This window comes from Dyadobacter sp. HNCC25DJ187, assembly GCF_056895255.1.
Genome location: NZ_JBXHAT010000002.1, coordinates 88,380 through 103,872 on the forward strand (window position 1 = coordinate 88,380; position 15,493 = coordinate 103,872).

The window sequence follows — 15,493 nt, forward strand, 5'->3', positions numbered from 1 at the left end:
TTTTCAACCGATGGGCTCGATAACGCATCATTAAAACAGCTTTACTTCCTAATAATGGGATTACACGAATGTCCAAGCCAGGATCCTGCTCACCTTCTGTCCCTGAGACATACTGATTGTCTTTACTTCTGAAACATCAAGTGTTTTTAGCCTGCTATAGGCGGAAGGCAGTGTTTCCTTTTTGGATACTAGTGATGTAAACCATTTGCACTGCCTGCCATAGGCAGCACTCTCGCTGATCATGTTTAGAATAAAAGCTTGCTCACCACCGGGGTAGGAAAGTTCAGCCTGCTGTCCACCAAAATTCAGGGATGGATTTCCTGAAACCTTCCCTTTTTTAAGATTATTCCATTTCCGCTTTGTACCAGCATTTGCTGCCGCCAGAGATGTATGGAAGGGCGGATTACACATAGTGAAATCAAAGTGGTCATCAGGTCTGATGATGCCGTTGAAAATTTGTGATGTCGAAGACTGAAACCGGCATTCTATCAGAGTGCCCAGCTGACTATTAAAAGTTACGATCTTTTCTGCATTCTGTATTGCTTTCTGATCCGCATCAGCTCCAACAAACGACCACCTATAACTTTGGCTTCCAAGAATAGGATATATACAATTCGCTCCTGTTCCAATGTCCAGGCCTCTCACCTGCTGTCCCGTTGGCACTTGTCCGCTCACCGATAGCAGATCAGCAATATAATGGATGTAATCGGCTCTGCCGGGAATGGGCGGACACAGGTAACCTGCCGGAATATCCCAATAGCTGATTTGATAAAAATGTTTTAAAATTGCCTTGTTCAGTGTCTTGACTGCTTCAGGGTCGGCAAAATTCACAGAATCGTTACCATATTCATTTTTGCCAACGAACTTTTCAAGCTCCTTACAACTGCTGATCAATGCAGGAAAGTCATATCTGAACCGGTGCGGGTTTCGCGGATGCAGATTGGTTTTCTCTTCTGCAACAGGTTTCTTCTCAGTAGTTTTTTTATGAGGTATTTTCTTCACTATCTGCCTGAATTATATCGTAACTCCGTCTCCATCCGTACTCAAAACCATACTCATATAATCAAAAAATGGCCGCATATTCTTGAAAGTACGATTTGCTTCTGTCAAAAATTCCTGCTGCATAACCTGTTGGTCCGAAAAATTCCTGATCAATAAAAACTGTTTATGTCTGAGCAGCTCAATTGCCGGATCATCAGCACTGAAACCTTTAGGAGTTGTTTTCAATTTTTCTCCCTGCAAAGTACCAAACGTCTCTACGAAGTCCGCGGCATTCAAAATCGCTGTAATGGGATTGGGGTCGAAACTGATATCTTCTCTAATCAGCTTCAAATCCTCAGCATTGGGTCCGTAAAATCCTCCTGCCAGAAAACAATTTCCCGGTTCTATATGAAAGTAGTAGCCGCCGCGAAGCTGCTTTGTTGCCCGTGTGAAACCTCCACTCCAGTTGGTTTTGTATGGAATCTTTTCTTTTGAAAAACGGGTATCCCGGTAGATCCGGTGCAAGGCCTTTTTGCCTGATGGCGTCTCTATCCGGTCGTGCACCTGCATTAACTCCAGAAGGGAATCCGCGAGATACGTTATCTTTTCAAGTTCTTCCAGATAAGTCTGCTTATGGTCTGCAAACCATTCCCTGTTGTTATTTTCTTTCAGCAATTTCAGAAAATCAAGACTAGATGCTGAAATATTTGTTTGTTTCCTGGCCATATACAAAGGTAATCATTGCAATGACTTATTATTATATCCTATTCCTCTTCTCTAATAGCCTTGTACAATGATTAAACACTTTAATCCTATTCCAACCAATTTTATCGCAAATGTTACTTCATATAGGCCAACTATACTGTCTCTGACATGAAACAATTTACCACATTTCTAATCATACTGCTCATCACCGTCGGATGTAAAAAAGATGATCCTGAAACAATCCTCAAACCTATCGTGGGTAGCTGGACATTGAGCGAACGTGAGCAAACGGAAAATGATAAAAAGAGTTGGGTTGTAGTTGCCGATTCTACAAGAAGCGCCTATACCTTTCGCGATGATGGTGCCATCATCACGGGCGGTGGACATACAATTTGTTGTCATCCCAAATTTTTATCAATAAACGGAGAAAAAGTAAGCGTACCTACTGCGGGGATGCTTAATCCGGCCCCGATGTGTGCTTATTTAAACTGCGCCTATTTTGAAACTTGGGATATTGAGGTACAGGGTGACGAGCTGATTTTATCGTTTGACGGAAAATATAGGACTAAATATGTCAGGAATACTGTAGGACTTTAACATGAATCAATAGTTGCAACTTATTTATTCAGCTTGGTAACCTGTGTTGCGATGTATTTCGGTAAATAGATGGGTGTACAATGCTTTGCATCTATTTCATCTTTATAAAGTCTGGTGCGTTCGCCCAGCATGATACATCTTGATCGGTATTCAGGTTGAAAAATTCCGATTTGAGCTGCCGTGAAATTCATTGCCTATTGTACTTCAGGCACTTCCTGATCAATCCTAGTTTCCATCATTGACAGCAACTTTTCACTATACAGAGGGGATGTTTGCACTACTCAACGCAGGCGTGCGTGATGATACCAAAAAAGTCTCCTCTGAAGTTTGGACGGGCTATTATTCTCATGATTCATTTCTCCCGATACATCCCATTAGTATGTATTATAGTCGGTGATCTGTTACTTCAACCTTCTGGTCAAGACAATTATGGTGATCCCATATATAATTACAATAGCCAATGGAATAAATATAAATCTGCTTTCCGGAAATAGATACCAAAGTAACAAAACCGAAAAAGTTCGTGCAATCGAATGGAAAAGACCAATCCAATGGTCAATGATCCAGCTTAGCGGCAACCACATCAAGCCGGTTAGTATTCCGACGGTTAAAGGTAATGACGTATAGTTTTCAATAAAAAAAGGTATCGCTATCGAATAAACCAATACAGCCTGAGCAACAGTGTAGAAGAAAAGTGTATCAAAAGTATTTTTCGGCTTGTTCTTATCTAAAAAATTCTCCCCGGTAAGTTTGGAGATGCCCATACCCAAGTACACAATTGAGCCTGTAGCAATAAAAAGTACCCATACAGTGATGGTGTCCGAAAAGAGCATCCCCGAGATAAATATTGCTGACCAAGCTATCAAACCCGCTATGGGTGTGGCCAACAATTTCCCATTTTTAAACTCCTGCTTTTGTTCCTCTAATGTCCTTTGAATTGATACCATAAAATCAAACTTGTCGTAATTGACCAGGTTTTGTGAAAAGCATAAATTTAGTCAAGAATTTAAATTATTCAGCCTTTCGTTGCTTCACCATAGTGTGTTTTTCCTATCAAATACCTGTTGCACGTAGTAATTTTAATAATCCACAAGGAACAATTTTTTAAATTGCAGCACCGGGATATGCATTCTGATCCAGGTACAAATCATATATAAAACCGTTATGAAATTCTTTCAAAAGTTTAAAGACTTTGCTGTCAAGGGCAACGTGCTTGATCTCGCTGTGGGTATTATTATTGGTGCTGCGTTTACCACCGTTACGCAATCGCTGGTCAATGATGTGATTATGCCACCTGTCGGGAAAATTATCGACAACGTTAACTTTTCCAATCTCTACATCCCACTGGACGAACAGACAAGAGGCATCTCTACTGTAGAGGAGGCTCGCAAGGCAGGAGCCATTATCGCATATGGAAACTTTATTCAGAGTGTAATCAACTTTCTGATCATTTCAATGACCGTTTTTCTTCTTGTTAATCTGGTACACTCCATAAGGCAAAAGGAAGCAGAAAAACCGGCTGACCCACCGGCTCCTACCAAGGAAGAAAAACTATTGATGGAAATCAGAGACGCGATACAGAACTTTGCTCCGAAGCAACCAAATACATGATAGATTACCGGGTAGCTGATGATTTCAGCTACCCGGTAATCTATTACTGATGTTCATGCTTATTAGGCTTATCCTTCATAGGCTTTTCATTTTCCGGCTTATCTACAACCACGTCATTCACGTCATGACGCCGACTTGTAGAATCGCTGTTCAAATTAGCCTGATTACTCGGATATCCACCTAACACTTTTTGCTTTCCTTCGTCCTGGCCAAGAGCAGAACGACTTACCGCACCTGAACTGTCGTTCGGCGTTGTTTCTGAATCAGAACCACTGGCTTGTCCTGCATCCTGTCCGCAGGAGGCCAGCATTACCATACCGGCTAAAGCCAGCACTCCTGCATATCTCTGAATCTTCTTCATGATATATCTCATTTTTTGTTGTCAATTTATTCACTTGACACGTCGCCTCGAAAAAACCATTCCCGGAAGCGTTCTCGTATCCTCTGTTAAATGTTATAGTTAACCTTTCCCTTTTATTTCAGGCACTTTTGCACCCTCTTTTTTCGCTTCTGAAAGCCCGATTGCGATTGCCTGCTTTTTGGAAGTTACTTTCTTTCCTGTGCCTGTTTTTAATGTACCTTCTTTCTTTCGGTGCAGTGCTTCTTCCACTTTCTCGCTTGCTTTTTTCGAATACTTTGCCATGGTATTGTCTGTTTAGATTGGAATTGCTACAGTGATTGTTTTTAAATTCTATGCCGCGTTAAAATCCTGATTAAGAAAAAGTACCACCGATCGCCATAAAAAGGTTGAGCACTAATTTCCTCAACATTTCAATTGGTCTGCATGAAATGAATAATCTCTGCATCGCAAACAAAAGAGTGTTAATCGTCAGTTTAAGTGTTAATCGTCAGTTTAAAAGTATTGTTGACTAAAAATTAGTCCGTGATTTATCACCGCTATCGATCAGGAGTGCAGGTATGTTTTTTGCAGTATTAGTGATACAACTGTCAGATATGGCTGGTATTCAAATCTAAATGTTTCTGCTATGGATAATTTGCCCGCTTTCGTCGACGGAATTGTTCGCCTTTGGAACGCAAATCGTTATAGGGAACAACTCTATAAACAGGCTATGTCTTTGGATAATGCAGGTTCGCTCAGAAGAGTTTACAGTCACGGCTATATCAGTTCTCTGTTATTTAAGAAGGAAATACAGTGGGTTTACGATGGTATTAAATGTTCTTTAATGGATGGAGATATCAGCGAAAAAGTGACAATACCTTCCATACCATCACTGTTTTCACAGACTACAGACAAGCTGTCAATCGCCCGGATTTTGCACGATCAGGAACAGAAAACAATCATGATCTATGAAAATATCAAGTCAGGAATTTTACTATCAGCCGACAATGATGCAATGCTTTCCGATCATTTGGAAAAATTAATTGAAATCGATTTCCAGATCAATAAGGAGCTGGCCAAAAGTTATGAGTATTTAACATCAAAATTCTGAACTCAGACGTTTCAGGGCTGTCAATGCAGTTCTGAGTAACCATCATCACCCAGAATATCAGATCCGTTAAACAATCTGAAGTCCTGAACTATGGCCCGCTTCTCCTGCTCATTTCTGGGATCCACACTGATGATAATCCCGCCTTCCTGCATATGGTTATCGTAAGATGTCAAATGTTCGTCGGGCACACCAAAACTTCTTATCGCATCTGCTTTCACTGAATCAGCAGGCAATAATTGCTGCAACTTTCTGGATATTGCAATACCTAGGCCAGGAACGGAAATCATTGAAGTGAGTGAAATGATCACACCGGAAAACGCATCAGCAGCTCGGCTCAACGCACTTTCCTCTTCAATCTGCTCCACACCTTCATCCACAGACCTATTCAACGTCTCGTCCGACATCAATACTGATATATCATCAGCTGTGTGCCCTCTGGCAACTAAACTATTGTAAGCCGCATCGGCATCCCGACGTGTAAAAAACACGCCGGAGACTGTGCCGATAGAGCGTGAGGCAAAACCGTGGTTTTCCATAAGCTACATACGATTTAAAAAATAATTTTCTATAATGTCACGAGATCTTGCGCCCAGAAGTTTTCCTCAATTTCATCACCAGTAGCATTTTTAAAACGGCATCTGACCTCACCTGTGGGCTCTGACGTAGCACCGTCGGAGATATACTCAACGACAGTCATACCTGTAGTGCCATTTTTTTCCTTAACCCAATCTCCTTTTTTAAATTCCTGATTTTCCATGTCGCATAGTGTTTAGGATGAGCATTGCTAATCCGTGTGATATATAGGGGCTTTGTGAGTAAAAGATTGTGCCTGACCAGTAACCATAGGCACACGTACCTGCCATATTTCCGAACCTGGCACAGGATTTTATCAGATTTTAATAAAATTCATTTGACTTAATATGCACTATGACATCTTCCACTGTTTTAGAATGTACCAAAATGTTATATGAAAAAGGCGTTACAATTGCATTTGCCGAAAGCGCCACAGCCGGACGGTTAGCTTCTGAGTTTGCGTTAACACCCTATTCCGGAGGTTCGCTAAAAGGTGGGTTGGTTTGCTATGATGCGTGTGTAAAACAAGATATTCTGCACATACCGATGGAGCTGATTGAGGAATTTACGGCAGAGTCTGCTCAGGTAGCCCGTGCCATGGCATTGCAGCTCAAAACGATCATTCCTTCCGACATTCAGGTTGCTATTACGGGTCTGACTACTGCTGGCGGAAGTGAGACATCGGAAAAACCTGTAGGAACCATGTTCATTCATATTCTCATACAAGACAGGCCCATTTCTCTGAGAAAACTATATGTAGGTTCTCCGGAGCAAATCATACTTAAAACCATTGACGAGGTAGCCGAAACCATCATTAATGAAATGTCTGTCGTGCGGATTGAAAGCGAGGAAGCATATCGATCCTGAGTAAAACCTATTGCAATTAACTTTTCATAAACAATCATTTACCTTCACATCAATATGAATATCATCAAAACACTTCCTTTTACTGTCATTGCAGCGATTGCAATGGCCTGCAACTCAAATCCCACGCAGAACACAGCCATCGACACCAAAAAGTCTGAGCAGGATTCTACATTCAACATATGTTTTTCATCCACAGTAAAAAAAGACACTGTACTATTGAACGCACACATGTCGGGAGATAGCGTGACCGGCAGCCTAGGTTACAAACTTTACGAAAAAGACCAGAATAACGGATCACTGCTCGCCAAAATGTATGGAGATACACTCAGGGGAATGTATACTTTTATGTCCGAAGGAAAAGAATCGGTGAGAGAAGTCATCTTCATAAAAAAGGATACTGTACTGATTGAGGGATATGGCCCATTGAAAGAGGTGGATGGCAAGACGGTTTTTGAAGATGCTGCCAACATTAAATTCAATGGAATTGTACTCACCGAAGCGCCTTGTAAATAGTATCAGCAACTTATAAACTGTCGCTGATATTTTTTACTTTTAGCAGTGTTGGGGAAAATACGTTTCTAACCGGATATCAGTCATTCATATCAGCGACATGGCAAAAACTAAAACTACTTATACAGCAGCAAGCGTCACAGATTTTGTAGAGGCTTTGGAAAACGATCAGAAAAAGACCGACAGCTACAAACTGATCGAACTTATGTCACAAGTATCAGGATGCAAGGCGACCATGTGGGGACCGACAATTATCGGCTTTGGAAATTACCATTATAAATACGACAGCGGCCACGAGAGTGATGCGCCTGTTTTGGGGTTTTCTCCAAGAAAAGCAGCGATTTCTCTTTACGTATTTACCGGACTCGAAGAGCATGAACACTTACTGTCCGGACTAGGCAAATACAGTATGGGAAAAGCCTGTATTTATGCCAAAAAGTTAGCCGATATCAATACGGAGCACTTAACCACATTGATGCAGGAAACCATCAAATACGTTGAAAACAAGTATCAGAGAACTAGTTGAATCAGATTTAAAACACAGCCAGCATGGAATCGATCACCTTATCTTACATTTACCAGGTTTCTGCGGACAAACTCTGGAATGCCATCACCAGGCCTGATGAAATGAAGCAATGGTACTTTACCATACATGATTTTGAACTGCAAGAAGGCTCCGTTTTTACCTTTTATGAAACAGAAACCGGAGGTGCTTTTCTGCATCGGTGTATGATACGGAGTATTATTTCCGGACAAAAGTTTGAACATACCTGGGAACACCCATCGCACACCAAGGGAATATCGGTGCTTAGCTGGGATATAGAAGCCATCTCTGAAAATACATCCAGACTCACCCTTAAACACGCCGGCACAGAAAACTTTGCAGATGGCGGACCGGAGTTTGCGACGGAAAACTATATAGCAGGCTGGAAAGAAATTCTGGGTTATTCATTACGCAACTATTTGTACGGAATTGAGAAGTTGATTTTCGAGACTGATATTGCAGCACCAAAAGAACGCGTCTGGGAGTTATTGTGGGGAAAAGAAAGCTACCAGGAATGGACAAGTCCGTTTATGGCGGGATCCTATTTTGAGGGTGAATTTGGTCAGGGCAAGAGAGTTCACTTGCTCTCGCCAACGGGTGAAGGTTTGTACAGCGACATTCTCATTTATGCAGAAAACGAACAACTCACTTTTAGCCTGTTGGGCAACCTGAAGAACAAAGAGGAACAACCTCTTGATGCTGAATCAGAAATATGGACAGGCAGCCGAGAAAGTTATTTCCTTACCGATACGCCAGCAGGAACGCGTTTAAGGGTTGAGCTGGACAATCAAAAAGAATATGGAGATCAGATGAATAAGGCATTCCCTGCTGCTCTTCAGATACTGAAAGAAATGGCGGAAGGGAGACGATAAATATTTACTTTTTATGTCTACATAAATCTGATTTTTTCCTCCTCTACATCCAGCCTGTGCAAATGCCGTCTTACAGCATCGTCATTGGTGGTATACGCCTTGTTCCATTCTTTTAACCATGATCGTTGCACGTCCAGCATGTGCAGGTACACCTCCCTGCATTCCCGGGTTAGCTGCTCGTCATCAAGCAGCGTATTGGTGTTTTCTAGCTGCTTCAGCATTTTACCCACAGCAAACTGATTTGCATCATCAGCGACTTCTCTGTTTTTAAGATAAACAAGGCTGTCATCTGCCAATCTCCGGTGCAAATGATGGTATTCCTCTTCTTCAGACAAATCATGATCAGTGTCTTTCAAATTGAACCTTCGAATAAAAACCGGCAGAGTAAGTCCCTGAATAACAAGCGTGAGCAATATGACGACAAAGGTAATAAAAAGTATATGGTTGCGTTGAGGAAACGGAGTTCCATCCGCAAGATACGGCGGTATGGATAGTGCAGCAGCCAGGGAAACCACTCCTCTCATTCCTGCCCAACCCAGCAGAAACGGACCCCTATAGCCGGGATGTCCCTGCTCTGCAACAGTAATAAACCTCCTGGCGAACTGGGTAAAAACAACAGCCCCATAAGCTGACAGCAACCTGCCAACGATCAGTAATACGGTGATCATAACACCATATCCTATCGCAGAACGTATACTCACTTCTTCGAGCCCTTCTGTAATTTCAGGTAAATCCAGTCCGATCAGCATAAACACCAGCCCGTTCAATATAAAGACAAGAGACTCCCATACATTGATCGCTCTCAGGCGGCTACTACTGGAGAGAAATCTGTGACGCTGTTGCGCCAAAAATAATCCACCGCATACTACCGACAAGACGCCCGATGTCTCGGCGCTCTCCGCCGCAATGTACATCACATACGGCGTCACCAATGACAGAACAATATCCATATTCACATCAGTGGGCAGCAGCTTATGTGTCTTATAAAACGCAAACGCAATTCCTAAACCTATGGCTGCACCACCCAAAACTGCCCAGGTAAAACTGACAAATGCCTGTTCGAAGACAAACTGTCCGGTACCTACAGCCACAAGCGCGAATCTGAAAACAATTAAGCTGGAAGCGTCATTCAAAAGACTCTCCCCTTCCAGAATAGACGCCAGCCGTTTGGGGATTTTTACAAATTTCAGGATTGCTCCCGCACTAACTGCATCCGGGGGGGATACGATCCCACCCAAAAGAAAACCGAGCGCAAGTGTGAAACCGGGAATAAATTTACTGGACACCACCGCCACTGCAAAAGCGGTAAGAAATACGATCAGGAAGGCAAAGCTGCCAATAATCCTGCGCCAGCGCCACAGCTCTTTCCACGTAGTGGCCCAGGTAGCTTCGTAAAGCAGCGGAGGAAGAAAAATGATAAAAATGAGCTCGGGATCAATATGAATCCTGGGAATACCAGGCACAAAACTGATCAATAGTCCACCCAAAACCAGCAATATCGGATAGGCCACTTTTATTTTATTGGCCAGCATGACCAAAAATACAATGACCATCAAAATGGCCAGATAAAACGGAAACTGATGAAGCATAGAGATTTAAAAATCCTAAAATAGTATTATTTAACAAATTTCTGTTTTTTGCATAAGCAATTTTCGAACGTTGACTGTTTAAAAAAATATCTGATGAAAGTGATCATTACAGGAGCAACCGGAATGGTAGGCGAAGGCGTCATGCTCGAATGCCTGCAAAACAATAAAGTAGAGCAGGTTCTGATCGTCAGTAGAAAACATGTTGATTACCAGCATCCCAAACTCAAAGAATTACTGATCGCTGACTTTTTCAGCGCACAGGATTTCAGAAAGGAGCTGCAGGGTTACGATGCCTGTTTCTTTTGTGCGGGTGTAAGCTCTGTGGGCCTGAATGAAGCGGATTACACCAGAATTACCTATGATACCACCCTTCATTTCGCGGGAGTGCTGGCCGATATCAATCCGGATATGGTCTTCAATTTCGTGACCGGAGCGCACACCGACAGCTCTGAAAAAGGAAAAGTAATGTGGGCTAATGTAAAAGGAAAAACAGAAAATGCACTGATGCGCCTGCCCTTTCGGGGCCAGTACAACTTTCGTCCGGGATTTATGAAGCCAGTTAAAGGGCAGAAAAATGTACGCTGGTTTTTCAAACCTATTATCGCCATTTACCCTTATCTTTTCCCGAAACAATCTCTGACCCTCAACCAAATTGGTCAGGCAATGATCAACACAGTGCTCACTACCTACCCCAAACAAGTTCTTGAAATTGGCGACATCAGAACTTTGGCAAAGGCTGTCTGAAACATAGAAAACTCTTCAGAGAAATTTATAACTTGATGTGATAATTCTGTAAAAACCTAATCTGTCGAACTATGGAGAAATATTACATTGAGATCAAATGGGCTGTGATTTTCATTATCGTTTCGCTCTTATGGATGGTATTGGAAAAAGTCACAGGTTTACATGCCGAACACATCGACAAACAGCAATACCTGACGATGGGATTTATGATACCGGCAATATGGACTTATGTACTGGCCCTTCAGGACAAAAAACGCAGGTTTTATCACGGACAGATGAGCTACAAGCAAGGCGTGATTTCGGGATTGATCATTACGCTTATCGTCACCATTTTCAGTCCTGCTACACAGTGGATCACAACCTATGTGATCACACCTGAATTTTTCCCGAACGTGATTGAATATTCTGTCAAAACCGGCTATCACAAAACCCGGGCAGAAGCTGAGGCTTTCTTTAACTTTAATAATTATGTTACTCAGGGATTAATAGGTGCGTTAGCCATGGGCACGCTCACTTCTTTGATCGTCGCATTTTTTGTCAAGAGTAAAAAGCCAGCTTAAAAACATCTTTAACGGTTAATGATAGCCTGATTACCGGCAATATTCCGATCTTTGAAAACCTTAACAGACTTCAGGGATCGGATTTTATTTTATACCAGTGACTCAGCCCAAACCGCCATTAAAAGTACTCGTAGCCCCACTCGACTGGGGACTCGGACATGCTACGCGCTGTATACCGATCATCAGACAGCTACTGCTGAATGGTTATAACGTTACACTGGCCGGTGAGGGAAAATCTGCCATGTTGCTTCAGTCTAACTTTCCTGAGCTGGATATGCTGCCTCTGAAAGGCTACAATATCACTTACAGCAAAACAGGAGCAGGCTTTGTTTTTCGTATTCTGACCCAGATTCCAAAAATCCTGAATGCAATCAGAAATGAGCGGAATTGGTTGAAACAGATTCAGAAAAAACACAGTTTCAACCTTATTATTTCCGACAACAGATACGGATTAAAGATAGACGGATTGCACTCCATTATCATGACGCATCAGTTGCAAATCCTGAGCGGAACAGGAACACTCGCTGATAAAATAATGCTGAGGCTACATAAAAAAGCACTGGAGAAATTTGATACGTGCTGGGTGGTGGACATCGAAGGAGATAGTAATCTGGGAGGAAAACTTGCTCATCCAAAACTCGTGCCTTCGAATGCTACCTACATTGGTCTGCAATCTCAGTTCACCCAAAAACCTCATCCCCAACAAAGCAGCGATAATAATCTGATACTGATCCTGTTGTCCGGCCCCGAACCGATGCGGACACTGCTGGAAGAAAAGTTGCTCACTCAGATCGGAACGTTGACTGGTTATCACTTTCATTTGGTAGCCGGAAACCCGTCAGGGAACAAACCTGAAAACTTGCCGGCTCATTTGGATTATTACACGCACCTGAATGCTGAGAAACTGGGCATCATCATCGAGCAATGCGGGCTGGTGATATGCAGAAGCGGCTATTCTACGCTGATGGATCTGGCTGCACTTGATAAAAAAGCATTACTGATACCCACCCCAGGACAAACCGAGCAGCTATATCTTGGTAAAAAGCTTATGACAGACAATCGCTGCTATTGTGTTGAACAAAATAAAATTGACCTTTCAGTTGACATCCCTAAGGCACTTACTTACCCCGGTATTTTTGCAAAACAAGATCAGAATAACTTAGATGCAGCCGTCTGTAGAGCTACTAAGCTTGCTATGGGCAACGGGGATTAATAAATTTTTTCTGCTTTCAAAGCAACTTCTGACAGGAGTGCAAGTTGCTCTTTATGTTCATAAATGAGATTGTCGCGCATAGTGAAGCGGCGTTCTCCCCCGATTACCAGCAACTGCTCACATTCTTCTTGAGCACAATCTGAACTTTTCAGCTGCAGCACTAACCTCACTTCTAATGTCACCACATCCTCAAACGTATCCACGTCCAGAATTTCTGTTTTATGAATAAAATCGCCGTTGAGCTGCCGGAGATACATTTTCAAACCAGCTGCATTTTGTACAGCAAAAAAAGGTTGGGAAAAATCCCTGAAAGCAGGATGCAGATATTGATTCAACATATCAAGTCTGCCGTTGTTCCAGACCTCTTCAATAAAACCCTCGACACATTTCACATCTGATTTTTCCATAATTTGAGAAGTTATGATCCACAGGAAAATAGCTGCAAAAATCCCCTGTGATCACTTTGTTAGGAGTTGTGATTACATAAGCAGGCGTAACTTCTGAATCCTTCGGCAGTCAGTAATCCCCTGATAAAAAGATTTTTAATCTCTTCGTCAGAACCAGGAATCTGGTTTTCCTGAGAAGAAAGATCCAGCCAGAGCGTGGCTACCACCTCTTTGTTCAGATCCTGCCGGTAGAAGTTCTTTGCAATTCCGTTTTTCAGCGTTTGAATCAATACATCTTTTACCAAACCAGCCCTGAAGTTTTCCACCAGTTCCCAAGCCTTGGCATAACTCCTTTGCATATCTCTGATAAAATTGGGATTATGCTTTTTGCGAAATGCTGTGATCAGATCCCAGAGCGCACAAGTCTGCTCAATAGGATTCTCTGACGAATTCACCAGTTGGTCCATTTCCGAGGATGACCTTTCCAGCATATCCTCCATCACCCTGACTACCAGCTGCTCCTTGCTGAAGAAATATTTGTAGAAGGTCTTCTTTGAAATGCCCAAATCCGTTGAGATATCATCCGTACGCACTACATTAATGCCGAACTGGGCAAAAAGTTCGGAGGAGCGGTTCAGTATCCTTTCTTCAGTCGTCATGTCTGGAAGCTATAGTTAAGTTTGTTGAGAAGTGTTTATCCTTTTGATTCCAATTGATCAGCCACATAGCTCCTGATATCTCCCACCCGTTGAAATACACACCAGATATTCGTATCTGTTTGTAGTCCAAAAGCTGTATCCAGCCTCTGCATCAGCACCTTCATCTTTACCTGATTTATTCTCAAATCGTGTTCCAACAAGGCATGGTCAGCAAATGCGGAAAGTGGTAATCCTGTCAATCTGAAAATAATATCCTTTAATGTTTCCTCCATCTCACACGTCATTAGCTTTCCGGAGAGACAAAGCCCTTCCGGAAAGTCACACTACAAATAACCCCATCAATTAAGATTTTCACCTATTGTCTTTTTATAGACAGCTTCGCTCACTTTGTACTCAATACGAGCATCAATGATGTTGCTGTTGGCCTGGGCCCACAATGTCTGCGCTTCAAGCACATCCTGCCCCGTCACTGTTCCTGCTTTAAAGCGGTCGTTGCTCAACCTGAGATTTTCTTCGGCCTGCTGCAGAGAAGCACCCGATAGTTCGATCTTTCTGGCTGCCTGGTTCAAGCTCAGATAGGCATTTTGAATTTCCAGCGAGAGCAGCTCCTTGGTTTCAGCCAACTGGATCTGTTGCGCACGCAGCTTAAAACCTTGCTCTTTAACCTTACTAGCCTTTTGTCCCCAATCCCAGATCGGAATGTTCACGCTAAGCATTCCGAAATAGGATGCCATACTGTTGCCACCGGTTTCGATATTCATTTTTTTACCAATACCAACAAAACCACCAGCCAGCACACCTACAGTCGGACGAAAATCAGCTTTGAGCATTTTCTCCTGAAGTTCTTCCAGCTCAACTACCTTTTTCAATAATGCTATCTCGGCACGTCCTTCAATAGCGGTAGCAGCAGATCCGGCAGTTATGGCATCAAATGTTCCCACTACAGAATCCGCCGGCATCAGATCCGAATCCAACGGCGCTCCGATAATCTGAGCAAGATTCATTTTGGAAAGCTCCAGACCGTCTGTTGCTTTACTGATATTAAGCTCTGTTTCATTTCGTTGTACCTGCACCCGCAGCAGATCATTTTTATAGATCATACCTGCGTCATACGAGTTGGTCAGCTCTTTACTCAGAGATTCAAGCAATGCTTCGAACTTTTCGGCAAGTTTGATTTTCTCCTTCAGGCTCACAATCTGCCAGTACGCTTTGTCTACATTCAAAAGCACTTCCGTTTCGGTAAGCGCCTTTTGGGCTTCCTGAATCTGTACACCTTTTGTGGCCAAATCCCGTCCAATCTTGATTTTACCTCCCGCGTAAATCGGTTGTGTCACTGTCAACGACGGACTCACACCTACTGCAGGCAAAAGATTACTCAACGGTTTGCCTACATGAAAAGCTGCAATTGAACCGTCGATGGCGGGCTTATCCAACCCTTTGGTTCCATCCTGGGCAGCTCTTGCAGCATCAATCTGATGCTGCGCCTGTTTTATTTTTTTGTTTTGTTCAACAGCCAGCCTTCTGACTTCCTCTAGCGTAACAGACCTTTGCGCTGTTACTTGCTGAGCAAGCATCAAAAGAGCCGCTGCAAAACCTGATTTAATATATGCATTCATGATTATTTCCTTGAT

At 42.7% G+C, this 15,493-nt stretch carries 22 protein-coding genes; 10 read left to right on the plus strand and 12 right to left on the minus strand.

Annotation, left to right across the window (positions count from 1 at the left end):
- Positions 1-60: 60 nt before the first annotated feature.
- Positions 61-1,002, minus strand: a complete 942-nt coding sequence (rlmF, locus tag AC1XUE_RS11390) for a 23S rRNA (adenine(1618)-N(6))-methyltransferase RlmF (RefSeq protein ID WP_483356099.1) — start codon at positions 1,000-1,002, stop codon at positions 61-63.
- Positions 1,003-1,014: 12 nt separating this feature from the next.
- Positions 1,015-1,707, minus strand: coding sequence for a DUF2461 domain-containing protein (locus AC1XUE_RS11395; protein WP_483356100.1), 693 nt, complete (start codon positions 1,705-1,707; stop codon positions 1,015-1,017).
- 147 nt (positions 1,708-1,854) lie between these two features.
- Here AC1XUE_RS11395 and AC1XUE_RS11400 point away from each other — a divergent pair, with 147 nt between their 5' ends.
- Positions 1,855-2,283, plus strand: a complete 429-nt coding sequence (locus AC1XUE_RS11400) for a hypothetical protein (RefSeq protein ID WP_483356101.1) — start codon at positions 1,855-1,857, stop codon at positions 2,281-2,283.
- Between the two features lie 401 nt (positions 2,284-2,684).
- Here the strand turns inward: AC1XUE_RS11400 and AC1XUE_RS11405 are convergent, their stop codons facing one another.
- Positions 2,685-3,230 (minus strand): DUF7010 family protein, encoded by a 546-nt coding sequence (locus AC1XUE_RS11405; protein WP_483356102.1) that lies wholly within the window; start codon positions 3,228-3,230, stop codon positions 2,685-2,687.
- Between the two features lie 217 nt (positions 3,231-3,447).
- Here AC1XUE_RS11405 and mscL point away from each other — a divergent pair, with 217 nt between their 5' ends.
- Positions 3,448-3,894 carry a large conductance mechanosensitive channel protein MscL gene (mscL, locus tag AC1XUE_RS11410; protein WP_483356103.1) on the plus strand — a complete coding sequence of 149 codons (447 nt, stop codon included), beginning with the start codon at positions 3,448-3,450 and terminating at the stop codon, positions 3,892-3,894.
- A 43-nt stretch (positions 3,895-3,937) separates the two neighbouring features.
- Here mscL and AC1XUE_RS11415 read toward each other — a convergent pair whose 3' ends face one another.
- Both AC1XUE_RS11415 and AC1XUE_RS11420 read right to left on the minus strand, forming a co-directional pair.
- Positions 3,938-4,255, minus strand: coding sequence for a hypothetical protein (locus AC1XUE_RS11415; RefSeq protein WP_483356104.1), 318 nt, complete (start codon positions 4,253-4,255; stop codon positions 3,938-3,940).
- Positions 4,256-4,354: 99 nt separating this feature from the next.
- A complete protein-coding gene (locus tag AC1XUE_RS11420; protein ID WP_483356105.1) occupies positions 4,355-4,537 on the minus strand; it encodes a DUF6496 domain-containing protein in 183 nt (60 codons plus the stop codon).
- Positions 4,538-4,880: 343 nt separating this feature from the next.
- Here AC1XUE_RS11420 and AC1XUE_RS11425 point away from each other — a divergent pair, with 343 nt between their 5' ends.
- On the plus strand, positions 4,881-5,345 hold the full coding sequence (locus AC1XUE_RS11425; RefSeq protein ID WP_483356106.1) for a hypothetical protein: 465 nt from the start codon (positions 4,881-4,883) through the stop codon (positions 5,343-5,345).
- 20 nt (positions 5,346-5,365) lie between these two features.
- Here the strand turns inward: AC1XUE_RS11425 and AC1XUE_RS11430 are convergent, their stop codons facing one another.
- Together AC1XUE_RS11430 and AC1XUE_RS11435 are read right to left on the minus strand one after the other, a co-directional pair.
- A complete protein-coding gene (locus AC1XUE_RS11430) occupies positions 5,366-5,881 on the minus strand; it encodes a hypothetical protein (protein ID WP_483356107.1) in 516 nt (171 codons plus the stop codon).
- A 29-nt stretch (positions 5,882-5,910) separates the two neighbouring features.
- The gene (locus AC1XUE_RS11435) at positions 5,911-6,102 is read right to left on the minus strand and encodes a YodC family protein (protein ID WP_483356108.1); all 192 of its coding nucleotides are present in this window, start codon (positions 6,100-6,102) and stop codon (positions 5,911-5,913) included.
- A gap of 203 nt (positions 6,103-6,305) precedes the next feature.
- On the opposite strand from AC1XUE_RS11435, the gene AC1XUE_RS11440 reads away from it, so the two are divergent.
- The 4 genes from AC1XUE_RS11440 (at position 6,306) to AC1XUE_RS11455 (ending at position 8,711) form a co-directional block, all read left to right on the plus strand.
- Positions 6,306-6,785 (plus strand): CinA family protein, encoded by a 480-nt coding sequence (locus AC1XUE_RS11440; protein ID WP_483356109.1) that lies wholly within the window; start codon positions 6,306-6,308, stop codon positions 6,783-6,785.
- A 54-nt stretch (positions 6,786-6,839) separates the two neighbouring features.
- Positions 6,840-7,298 (plus strand): hypothetical protein, encoded by a 459-nt coding sequence (locus tag AC1XUE_RS11445; RefSeq protein ID WP_483356110.1) that lies wholly within the window; start codon positions 6,840-6,842, stop codon positions 7,296-7,298.
- Positions 7,299-7,395: 97 nt separating this feature from the next.
- A complete protein-coding gene (locus AC1XUE_RS11450; RefSeq protein WP_483356111.1) occupies positions 7,396-7,821 on the plus strand; it encodes a DUF1801 domain-containing protein in 426 nt (141 codons plus the stop codon).
- A 23-nt stretch (positions 7,822-7,844) separates the two neighbouring features.
- The gene (locus tag AC1XUE_RS11455) at positions 7,845-8,711 is read left to right on the plus strand and encodes an SRPBCC family protein (RefSeq protein WP_483356112.1); all 867 of its coding nucleotides are present in this window, start codon (positions 7,845-7,847) and stop codon (positions 8,709-8,711) included.
- Positions 8,712-8,728: 17 nt separating this feature from the next.
- Here AC1XUE_RS11455 and AC1XUE_RS11460 read toward each other — a convergent pair whose 3' ends face one another.
- Entirely contained in the window at positions 8,729-10,300 is a 1,572-nt protein-coding gene (locus AC1XUE_RS11460; protein ID WP_483356113.1) for a Na+/H+ antiporter, read from the minus strand.
- Between the two features lie 93 nt (positions 10,301-10,393).
- Between AC1XUE_RS11460 and AC1XUE_RS11465 the strand changes: the two genes are divergently transcribed.
- The 3 genes from AC1XUE_RS11465 (at position 10,394) to AC1XUE_RS11475 (ending at position 12,817) form a co-directional block, all read left to right on the plus strand.
- On the plus strand, positions 10,394-11,044 hold the full coding sequence (locus tag AC1XUE_RS11465; protein WP_483356114.1) for an NAD-dependent epimerase/dehydratase family protein: 651 nt from the start codon (positions 10,394-10,396) through the stop codon (positions 11,042-11,044).
- 71 nt (positions 11,045-11,115) lie between these two features.
- Positions 11,116-11,604 (plus strand): DUF4199 domain-containing protein, encoded by a 489-nt coding sequence (locus tag AC1XUE_RS11470; protein WP_483356115.1) that lies wholly within the window; start codon positions 11,116-11,118, stop codon positions 11,602-11,604.
- Between the two features lie 97 nt (positions 11,605-11,701).
- A complete protein-coding gene (locus AC1XUE_RS11475; RefSeq protein ID WP_483356116.1) occupies positions 11,702-12,817 on the plus strand; it encodes a glycosyltransferase in 1,116 nt (371 codons plus the stop codon).
- Here AC1XUE_RS11475 and AC1XUE_RS11480 read toward each other — a convergent pair.
- The 4 genes from AC1XUE_RS11480 to AC1XUE_RS11495 all read right to left on the minus strand — a co-directional run bounded on the left by AC1XUE_RS11480 (position 12,814) and on the right by AC1XUE_RS11495 (position 15,478).
- A complete protein-coding gene (locus tag AC1XUE_RS11480; RefSeq protein WP_483356117.1) occupies positions 12,814-13,224 on the minus strand; it encodes a hypothetical protein in 411 nt (136 codons plus the stop codon). The genes AC1XUE_RS11475 and AC1XUE_RS11480 overlap by 4 nt on opposite strands.
- Before the next feature lie 59 nt (positions 13,225-13,283).
- Positions 13,284-13,862, minus strand: coding sequence for a TetR/AcrR family transcriptional regulator (locus tag AC1XUE_RS11485; RefSeq protein WP_483356118.1), 579 nt, complete (start codon positions 13,860-13,862; stop codon positions 13,284-13,286).
- Positions 13,863-13,897: 35 nt separating this feature from the next.
- Positions 13,898-14,134, minus strand: coding sequence for a hypothetical protein (locus tag AC1XUE_RS11490; RefSeq protein ID WP_483356119.1), 237 nt, complete (start codon positions 14,132-14,134; stop codon positions 13,898-13,900).
- Positions 14,135-14,200: 66 nt separating this feature from the next.
- The gene (locus AC1XUE_RS11495; RefSeq protein WP_483356120.1) at positions 14,201-15,478 is read right to left on the minus strand and encodes a TolC family protein; all 1,278 of its coding nucleotides are present in this window, start codon (positions 15,476-15,478) and stop codon (positions 14,201-14,203) included.
- Between the last annotated feature and the right edge of the window lie 15 nt (positions 15,479-15,493).

Bases quoted from the DNA above. Each gene is read 5' to 3' on its own strand.
- AC1XUE_RS11465 (WP_483356114.1), top strand. From the start codon at position 10,394: ATGAAAGTGATCATTACAGGAGCAACCGGAATGGTAGGCGAAGGCGTC.
- mscL (WP_483356103.1), top strand. From the start codon at position 3,448: ATGAAATTCTTTCAAAAGTTTAAAGACTTTGCTGTCAAGGGCAACGTG.
- AC1XUE_RS11495 (WP_483356120.1), bottom strand. From the start codon at position 15,478: ATGAATGCATATATTAAATCAGGTTTTGCAGCGGCTCTTTTGATGCTT.
- AC1XUE_RS11485 (WP_483356118.1), bottom strand. From the start codon at position 13,862: ATGACGACTGAAGAAAGGATACTGAACCGCTCCTCCGAACTTTTTGCC.
- AC1XUE_RS11455 (WP_483356112.1), top strand. From the start codon at position 7,845: ATGGAATCGATCACCTTATCTTACATTTACCAGGTTTCTGCGGACAAA.
- AC1XUE_RS11400 (WP_483356101.1), top strand. From the start codon at position 1,855: ATGAAACAATTTACCACATTTCTAATCATACTGCTCATCACCGTCGGA.
- AC1XUE_RS11415 (WP_483356104.1), bottom strand. From the start codon at position 4,255: ATGAAGAAGATTCAGAGATATGCAGGAGTGCTGGCTTTAGCCGGTATG.
- AC1XUE_RS11435 (WP_483356108.1), bottom strand. From the start codon at position 6,102: ATGGAAAATCAGGAATTTAAAAAAGGAGATTGGGTTAAGGAAAAAAAT.
- AC1XUE_RS11460 (WP_483356113.1), bottom strand. From the start codon at position 10,300: ATGCTTCATCAGTTTCCGTTTTATCTGGCCATTTTGATGGTCATTGTA.
- AC1XUE_RS11470 (WP_483356115.1), top strand. From the start codon at position 11,116: ATGGAGAAATATTACATTGAGATCAAATGGGCTGTGATTTTCATTATC.
- AC1XUE_RS11440 (WP_483356109.1), top strand. From the start codon at position 6,306: ATGTTATATGAAAAAGGCGTTACAATTGCATTTGCCGAAAGCGCCACA.
- AC1XUE_RS11430 (WP_483356107.1), bottom strand. From the start codon at position 5,881: ATGGAAAACCACGGTTTTGCCTCACGCTCTATCGGCACAGTCTCCGGC.
- AC1XUE_RS11445 (WP_483356110.1), top strand. From the start codon at position 6,840: ATGAATATCATCAAAACACTTCCTTTTACTGTCATTGCAGCGATTGCA.
- AC1XUE_RS11425 (WP_483356106.1), top strand. From the start codon at position 4,881: ATGGATAATTTGCCCGCTTTCGTCGACGGAATTGTTCGCCTTTGGAAC.
- AC1XUE_RS11480 (WP_483356117.1), bottom strand. From the start codon at position 13,224: ATGGAAAAATCAGATGTGAAATGTGTCGAGGGTTTTATTGAAGAGGTC.
- AC1XUE_RS11490 (WP_483356119.1), bottom strand. From the start codon at position 14,134: ATGGAGGAAACATTAAAGGATATTATTTTCAGATTGACAGGATTACCA.
- AC1XUE_RS11395 (WP_483356100.1), bottom strand. From the start codon at position 1,707: ATGGCCAGGAAACAAACAAATATTTCAGCATCTAGTCTTGATTTTCTG.
- AC1XUE_RS11450 (WP_483356111.1), top strand. From the start codon at position 7,396: ATGGCAAAAACTAAAACTACTTATACAGCAGCAAGCGTCACAGATTTT.
- AC1XUE_RS11420 (WP_483356105.1), bottom strand. From the start codon at position 4,537: ATGGCAAAGTATTCGAAAAAAGCAAGCGAGAAAGTGGAAGAAGCACTG.
- AC1XUE_RS11405 (WP_483356102.1), bottom strand. From the start codon at position 3,230: ATGGTATCAATTCAAAGGACATTAGAGGAACAAAAGCAGGAGTTTAAA.